The sequence below is a fragment of the Paracraurococcus lichenis genome (assembly GCF_030657435.1).
Lineage (GTDB): Bacteria > Pseudomonadota > Alphaproteobacteria > Acetobacterales > Acetobacteraceae > Paracraurococcus > Paracraurococcus lichenis.
In genome coordinates this window covers 1-6756 of the sequence record NZ_JAUTWS010000157.1, presented here as the reverse complement: position 1 = coordinate 6756, position 6756 = coordinate 1, and the positions used below count along the sequence as shown (strand labels likewise).

Sequence of the window (6756 nt, the reverse complement as noted above, 5' to 3'; positions counted from 1 at the left end):
TTGCAGCTTGGCAAGGAGCGCCTTCGCCTCGGCCAGCGCGAGGCCGAGATACGCGAGCGAGCACTCCGCCACCGGCCGGCTGAACGTGACCAGCTCGGTCGTCTCCACCTTGCCCTGGTCCGTCTTTGCCTCCAGCCGCACCGTCCACTGCATCAGGCCCGCCCTTGTGGTCCGGCCCCAGCCAAGTCGACCAGCCGGGGCCCGGCAAGCGGCTTGCCCCAGGTTTTTGACACTCCCCCGAAGATCCTGGCGCGGCGGCTAACGCTGGCCGGCATCAAGGCCACCGGCCTCGAGCGGCTTTCGCTGCACGGGCTGCGGGCTGGCTTCATCACGGAAGCCTACAAGGCCGGCGCGCGCGACGAGGCCATCATGGAGCACTCCCGCCACCGCGACATCCGCACCATGCGCGGCTATGTCCGGCGAGCGAAGCTCGTCGGCGAAAGCCCGGCAGGGATCGTCGGGCTCTAGCCGTACATCCTGCAAAGTGCGGGCAAGCGAGGCAGCCTGGACTCGGAAAAGCGTCTCAAACAAGGTCGCTGGCCTGGATCTGGGCCGGATCCCGGCCCGACGATGGAGGGCACGGTATGAGCCCGGTGGCGCAATTCGAGTTGGTGCTGGTTTTGCTGGTCGCCGTGGCATGCCTGGGCCTCGCGGCGCGGTGGCTCCGTCTACCACCGGCTGTGGCCTTGATCCTCGGTGGAGGAGCGCTGGCCTTCGTTCCCGGCATGCCGGTGCTGACCCTGGACCCAGAGCTGGTGCTGGTGCTGTTCCTGCCCCCGCTGTTGACGGCCAGCGCGTACTTCACGGTCTGGCGCGACTTCCGGCGCAACCTCTCGGGCATTCTCGGTCTCGCTATCGGCGCGGTGGCGTTTACGACACTGCTGGTCGGGGTCGCGGTGCACTGGGCGGCGCCGGAGCTGCCCTGGGCGGCTTGCTTCGCACTGGGTGCCGTGGTGTCGCCTCCGGACGCCGTGGCCGCCAAGGCGGTGCTGGAGCATGTGCGGCTACCACGACAGACAATGGTGCTGCTGGAAGGCGAGAGCCTCTTGAACGACGCAGCAGGCATCGTGCTGTTCCGCTTCGCCGTGGCAGCGGCACTGACGGGCACGTTCAGCCTGGTGGACGCAGCGGCGAGCTTTGCGGTGCTGGCGCTGGGCGGCATCATCGTGGGCGGGGTGGTAGGGTTACTGTGTATCTGGGCAGTGCGGCTCCTGAAGCGGCTGCGCGAGTTGGAGATCGGCATCACCACCACGCTGCTGATGCCTTGGGCGGCGTACATCGGCGCCGAGCGGATCCACGCCTCGGGCGTGATTGCGACTGTCGTGTCCGGGCTATTGCTGGGCTGGTACCAGCACGAAGTGTTTGGAGCGAAGGGGAGACACACGGGCACCGCGGTTTGGCAGGTGATGGTGTACCTGCTGGAAGCGTTCGTGTTCATACTCATTGGGTTGTCGTTGCGTGGTGTAATTGAGCGTCTTGGGGGTGCCGGCGATGTGGTACAGGCGCTCGGAGGTCCCGTGCTGACCGTGGTGAGTGCGGTGGTCCTGACGCGCTTCGCCTGGATCCTCGGTGCCGATCGTCTGGCGGCATTGCACGACAGGTTCAGGGGTGACGGTGCCAGACCATCGAGCCTCGCGGCCTCGGCGGTCATGGGTTGGGCGGGGATGCGCGGCGTGGTGACATTGGCGGTGGCCCTCTCGGTGCCAGAGGAAATGCCCGGACGCGACCTGATCCTGGTGTCCGCGTTCGCCGTGATCCTGATGACGGTGCTGGTGCAAGGGACGACACTGGGAGCATTGATCCGACTGTTGCGGCTCGACGCTACGAAGGGTCCTGAGGAGCGGTTGCTGACACGGGCCGAAGCGGCTTCGCGCGTTGCGGCAGTTCAACTTGAGACCGTGGAGACGCTGGCGCGCGGCACCGACGGTCAGGTCCACCACCCGCGACTGCTGGAAGAGTATGGCTATCGTGCCCGTGCGGCGCAGCGCTTCAGCCAGGACGCCGAGATACTGAAGGGTGAACGCGACGCTCACTTCGAGGTGGTACTGGCCGCAGTGGCTGCCGGGCGAGCGGAGGTGCTCCGGCTGCACCGCTTCGGCCAGATCCACGACGAGGTGCTGCACGCACTGGAGCACGACCTCGACCTGCAGGAGCTTTCGGCGGAGCGAATGCGCGGCGAAGGATGAGGCTCTAGGGGAGATTGAGTGCACTAATGGTTGGATTATCAGAAGTGAGCAGAGATTGCCCCAATCGCGGCAAGATGCTGGAATCCCGGCATATCCAGCCTGTCCGCCCTCGGCAGCCCGGCACGGCAGGCTGCGGCCCTGGCCACGAGGGCCTGCGGTTGCTGCTGCCGCGCTGCAAGGGCGACCAGGAAGGGCAGGGTGCCAATCTCGGCATCGCCTGCGGCAGCCGACCCGGGACCTGCCCGGCGCTGTTCCGTCGCTGACCCCGTTGAATGGTGCGGCGGGACGAGCGCGCCCACTCTGGTCGGTGGCGCCGAATGGGTTCGCTGAGCTAGCCGCGTCTCCGGTCGTCGTGGGGCGCTTTTCCCCCGCACTCGTGGCATCCTCGAACTCATGACATGGTCCGCTGACGATCTCGCCGCGCTGCTCGCAACCGTCCGCCGACCCGGCGACTTCTTCGCCGCGGGCACGGCTGAGTTACTGTCTCCGCGATTGGAAGTGGACGGGGTCGGCATCGTCGCACTGCCGCTCCTGCCGGCCCAGGCCATTGCGCTCGCTGCGGCGGCCGATCCAGCCCCCTATGGCCGTGGCACGGAGACACTGGTCGACCCAAGCGTTCGGCACTGCCGCCAGCTCGGCCCCGACCAGGTCCAGATCGGCGGCCGGCACTGGCCGCGCCTGATCGAGGACATAGTCCGTCGTGCCGCCGCAGGGCTGGGCGTGGATGGTCCTGTCTCGGCCGAGTTCTACAAGCTGCTGCTCTACGAGCCGGGCGGCTTCTTCGTCGGCCACCGCGACACCGAGAAAGCGCCCGGCATGTTCGCCACCTTGGTGCTAGGCCTGCCCGCTGACGCGGCGGGCGGCGACCTGGTCGTGCGGCACCGCGGGCGAGAGGTCCGCCTCAGCCTGCGACCCGAGGACCCCGCCGAGGTGGCCTTCGCCGCCTTCTATGCCGATTGCGTCCACGAGGTCCTGCCGGTCACCGAGGGGTACCGGCTGACCCTGGTCTACAACCTGTTGCGCCAGGCTCGCGGCCGCCCGCCACAGCCGCCCGACTACACTGCCGAGCAGGCCAGCGCCGCCGCGCTGCTGCGGCGCTGGTGCGACGGCAAGCGCAGCGCCGAGGACAACACACCCGAGAAGCTGGTCTACCCTCTCGAGCATGCCTATACGCCGGCTGAGCTCGGCTTCGCCGCGCTGAAGGGCGCCGATGCCGCGGTGGCGACTGTCCTCGACACGGCGGCGCGCGATGCAGGCTGTGAACTTTACCTGGCGCTGCTAACGGTTGAGGAGAGCGGTGCGGCCGAGTATGCTGAGACCTATCGGCGCCGGCGGCGTTGGGGCGAGGAGGATGAGTTTGAAGCGGGCGAGGTCTTCGACCGCAGCATGACCCTCTCGGACTGGCGCCGACGCGACGGCGATGTGCCCGCCCTCGGCGAAATCCCGGTCGAGGCCGGGGAGTTCGTTCCGCTCAATGCCTGTGATGCCCTCACGCCGGATGAGGAGCATTTCCACGAGGCAACCGGCAACGAGGGCGCCTCCTTTGAGCGCACTTACCGGCGGGCGGCCCTGGTGCTCTGGCCGAGTGAGCGGATCTTCGCCGTCCTGAGTCAGGCCGGGTTGCAGGTGACGCTTCCCTACCTCGGCAACCTGGTCGAACGCTGGGCCGCGGCCGGCCGCGATCAACAATCACGGCTGCGGCGCGAGGCCGAGGACCTGGCCGGGCACATGATCGCGCGATGGCCGTCACGCGACCGGTTCTCCCGATCGGACGACACGCCTGGCGATACCGCACGTATGCTCGATCTGCTGACGCGCCTGGGAGATGCCGGGCTGATCGCCCGCCTCCTCACCGAAGTCACCGCCGGGGGCAACTACCGGAAGGCCGACAACACCGCGATCCTCGCTGCGCTACGTGGCCTGCCGCAGCGACAGGCTGCCGCCCTGGTCGAGCGCATTGTGACCGGAACCGCTGTCTCCGCCTTTGCGGCGTGCGCTGACCTGCTGGCTCGCATAGCGACGGCTTGGGAACAGGATCAGAGCGCAGCTGCGCTCTCGGGCGCGGCTGTGCGGCTCACCGAAGCACTGCCCGGCGGCCATACCCGTTCTGCTCCGGATGAGCCACGGCGACCTGAAGCTCGCGTAGGGCCGGCCGCTGTTGCCGATCTCGTCACTGCCCTCATGACGATCAAGCCATCCCTGGCAGAGCGCGCGGTGGATCTGATGCTGGCCTCGCCGCGCCTATACGGTGCTGACACCGTTCTCGTGCCCGCTGCGCGCCGGATGGTTATCCACGGTAGTCTCCAGACTGGCACCGCCGCTGAGCGGCTGCGCATGGCCTGTGTTGCCCATCTCCGCACAAGGGTCGCGGAGCCACTGGAGCCACCAGCCGACTGGCGCCGCGAGTCGGCGCTCCCCTGCCGCTGCCGGGCCTGCGCCGATCTCTCGCGGTTCCTCGCTGACCCAGCGCAGCGGAGCTGGGTCCTGAAAGCCGCTGAAGCCGAACGGAGCCATGTCGAGGACAGCATTCGCCAAGCCGGAGCGGACCTGGATACGGCGACCGATCGGCGGGGCCGGCCCTACAGCCTGGTCTGCGCCAAGAACCAGGCGAGCTATGAGCGCCGCGCCACGCAGCGCCGGCAGGATCTCGAGGATCTTGCGCATTTCGCGGGGTGAGGGTCCCTGAGCTGCGCGTGCGCACCCAGGTCAGCGCGCGGCAGGGGCGCCCGAAGGGCTTGCCGGAAGACCTCTCGCCCTGGCACGCAGGGCGCATCAGCCAGACGCGCGAGTTCGTGCCGCGCTCATTCTTCGGCGGCGATCGGCGCGGCTGCCGCCAGCAGGTGCGTCACCGCCTCGGCAAGGAGACCGGCGGATCATAGCCGCCACCGGCGAGCAGTTAAGCTCCGCGGAAGGAAGTTTTCCCAAAATGTCTCGTTCCGCATCCGTGAAAGCGTAGCCGATGAGCTTCTCCGTCTATCTCGCCTCGCTGATTGGTCTGGCGTTCCTCTCTGTTCTCGGCATTATCGTCCTTGATGTTGTTCGCGCCGTCAGGCTGAGCATCAGGTGCCGTCAAGCCATACGCGCCACACTCGCCCGTTATCGCGCGTCACATGACACACATCGACTTTGCCCTAAGCCGCTCGGCTCCTATGCGGAGACGCGGAATGCACCCTGAGAGCTGAGTGGCGACGCGATCGCGCCCGGTCGGTAGCGGTAGCCAGTCCGAATAGCGGTCCGGCATGGTTGGCGAGTTCCGGCGCCCGGCTAGCATGACGCTCGGCATGCCAGCTCAGTGGGTAAGGGAGGCGGCCTCTTGCTTTCCTGATTTCAGGAAAGGCACTTCGCCTGCTCGCCATCCCGTTGGCTCTGGGCGGACCGATAACACACGGGCAAGCGGTTTGGGCGAAGGCAGCGAAAGCGGACGGCGGGAGCGAGGCGATGGCGGTCAGCTTCGTGGTGCTAGGGTTCGAGCCAGCGGACGAAGGGTCCCAGCTTGCTGGGCTGGCGCGGGTCGCCCTCGAGGTTGCAGGCTTACCATTCATTATCGACGGGTTCCGTCTACTCCGCACCCGCTGCGGTCCGGTGCTGATGCCGCCCGTGCACCGCGGGCCAGACGGCACGTGCCGGCCGACCTTGGAGCTGCCGCAATACATCATGGCAGCGATGACCGCCGAGGTCGTCGCCCAGACAAGTGAGGGGCGGCCGGCGCCGATGGGCTTCCCGTCTTACCCGGAGGCATAATCGGATCCTGCTTCGGACTCCCACTCATGGAGCTATCCTCGAGGGCTGCGGCCCGACTACACCATCGCCGATGCCGGGCCGGGCTTGCGTGCCGGACAGCAGGCGGCCTGAGGCGGCACTCCATGCCACGGTGGCGTGCTCCAGATTCAGTCCCAATGCGTGTCGCCCTACAGAACCAGCGCAACCACCTGCTCGCCTTCGCCGGCCTACTCGATGCCGAGTTGGCCTCTATCGCGCGCACCTACGCCGTCCCCGAGCCTCTCGTGCGTGAGGCCTGCATGCTGCGTCGCCTGCCCACCACCTCACCCGCGTACTGGCAGGGGTGGAGCGGGCTGCGGGCGCGGACGGGAGGCAAGTTCCACGCCCTGTTCGACGCCGTGCACCGCGCCATGGCCAGCACACCGCGCAGCAGCTCCCTCGTGGAGAACCTCAACTCGCGCCTGCGGACCTACTTCACCTTGCGCCGGCATCTCGGCGGCGCATACCTCGACCTGCTGCGGTTCTTCCTGAACCACCGTCGCCCAGCGCCTCCCTGGCCCGGGTCTCGCTGCCGCCCAGTGTGGTGCACGGATCAGCGGTGTGGACGCACGTAGCCCTACCCGCATTCGGGGTTATGCGACGCGGACATACTTCGGACATCCGAGTTCAAGTATACGGTTCAGCACATTGGCAGCGATGGCGACCTCGGTGGCCTGACGCTCGTCTGTTTGCGATCGGAGCCCGTCACCGATGACGCGCTTCCAGCGCGAGATATCAGCCTCGATCAAGGCACGATCGTTGTAGCCCGAGGCTCGCTGCCAGCCCATGCGGCCGCGCTCGGCAATACATC

Annotated in this window: 6 protein-coding genes and 1 pseudogene; 6 read left to right on the top strand and 1 reads right to left on the bottom strand. The window is 67.6% G+C overall.

Features of this window, described 5'->3' with window-relative positions; genetic code table 11:
• Positions 1–213: 213 nt before the first annotated feature.
• The 6 genes from Q7A36_RS37500 (at position 214) to Q7A36_RS37475 (ending at position 6520) form a co-directional block, all read left to right on the top strand.
• Positions 214–468 carry a site-specific integrase gene (locus Q7A36_RS37500; protein WP_305108900.1) on the top strand — a complete coding sequence of 85 codons (255 nt, stop codon included), beginning with the start codon at positions 214–216 and terminating at the stop codon, positions 466–468.
• A gap of 116 nt (positions 469–584) precedes the next feature.
• On the top strand, positions 585–2186 hold the full coding sequence (locus Q7A36_RS37495; protein ID WP_305108899.1) for a Na+/H+ antiporter: 1602 nt from the start codon (positions 585–587) through the stop codon (positions 2184–2186).
• Between the two features lie 393 nt (positions 2187–2579).
• Positions 2580–4862, top strand: a complete 2283-nt coding sequence (locus Q7A36_RS37490; RefSeq protein ID WP_305108898.1) for a 2OG-Fe(II) oxygenase — start codon at positions 2580–2582, stop codon at positions 4860–4862.
• 17 nt (positions 4863–4879) lie between these two features.
• Positions 4880–5065 carry a hypothetical protein gene (locus Q7A36_RS37485; RefSeq protein WP_305108897.1) on the top strand — a complete coding sequence of 62 codons (186 nt, stop codon included), beginning with the start codon at positions 4880–4882 and terminating at the stop codon, positions 5063–5065.
• 559 nt (positions 5066–5624) lie between these two features.
• On the top strand, positions 5625–5927 hold the full coding sequence (locus Q7A36_RS37480; RefSeq protein WP_305108896.1) for a hypothetical protein: 303 nt from the start codon (positions 5625–5627) through the stop codon (positions 5925–5927).
• A gap of 155 nt (positions 5928–6082) precedes the next feature.
• Positions 6083–6520: a hypothetical protein gene (locus tag Q7A36_RS37475; protein ID WP_305108895.1), complete on the top strand. Its 438-nt coding sequence runs from the start codon at positions 6083–6085 to the stop codon at positions 6518–6520.
• Between the two features lie 18 nt (positions 6521–6538).
• On the opposite strand, the pseudogene Q7A36_RS37470 reads toward Q7A36_RS37475, so the two are convergent.
• Positions 6539–6756: pseudogene (locus Q7A36_RS37470) on the bottom strand (IS5/IS1182 family transposase); the annotation flags it as partial.

Coding starts and splice junctions, on each gene's coding strand:
- Q7A36_RS37480 (WP_305108896.1), top strand. CDS start 5,625: ATGGCGGTCAGCTTCGTGGTGCTAGGGTTCGAGCCAGCGGACGAAGGG.
- Q7A36_RS37490 (WP_305108898.1), top strand. CDS start 2,580: ATGACATGGTCCGCTGACGATCTCGCCGCGCTGCTCGCAACCGTCCGC.
- Q7A36_RS37495 (WP_305108899.1), top strand. CDS start 585: ATGAGCCCGGTGGCGCAATTCGAGTTGGTGCTGGTTTTGCTGGTCGCC.
- Q7A36_RS37475 (WP_305108895.1), top strand. CDS start 6,083: ATGCGTGTCGCCCTACAGAACCAGCGCAACCACCTGCTCGCCTTCGCC.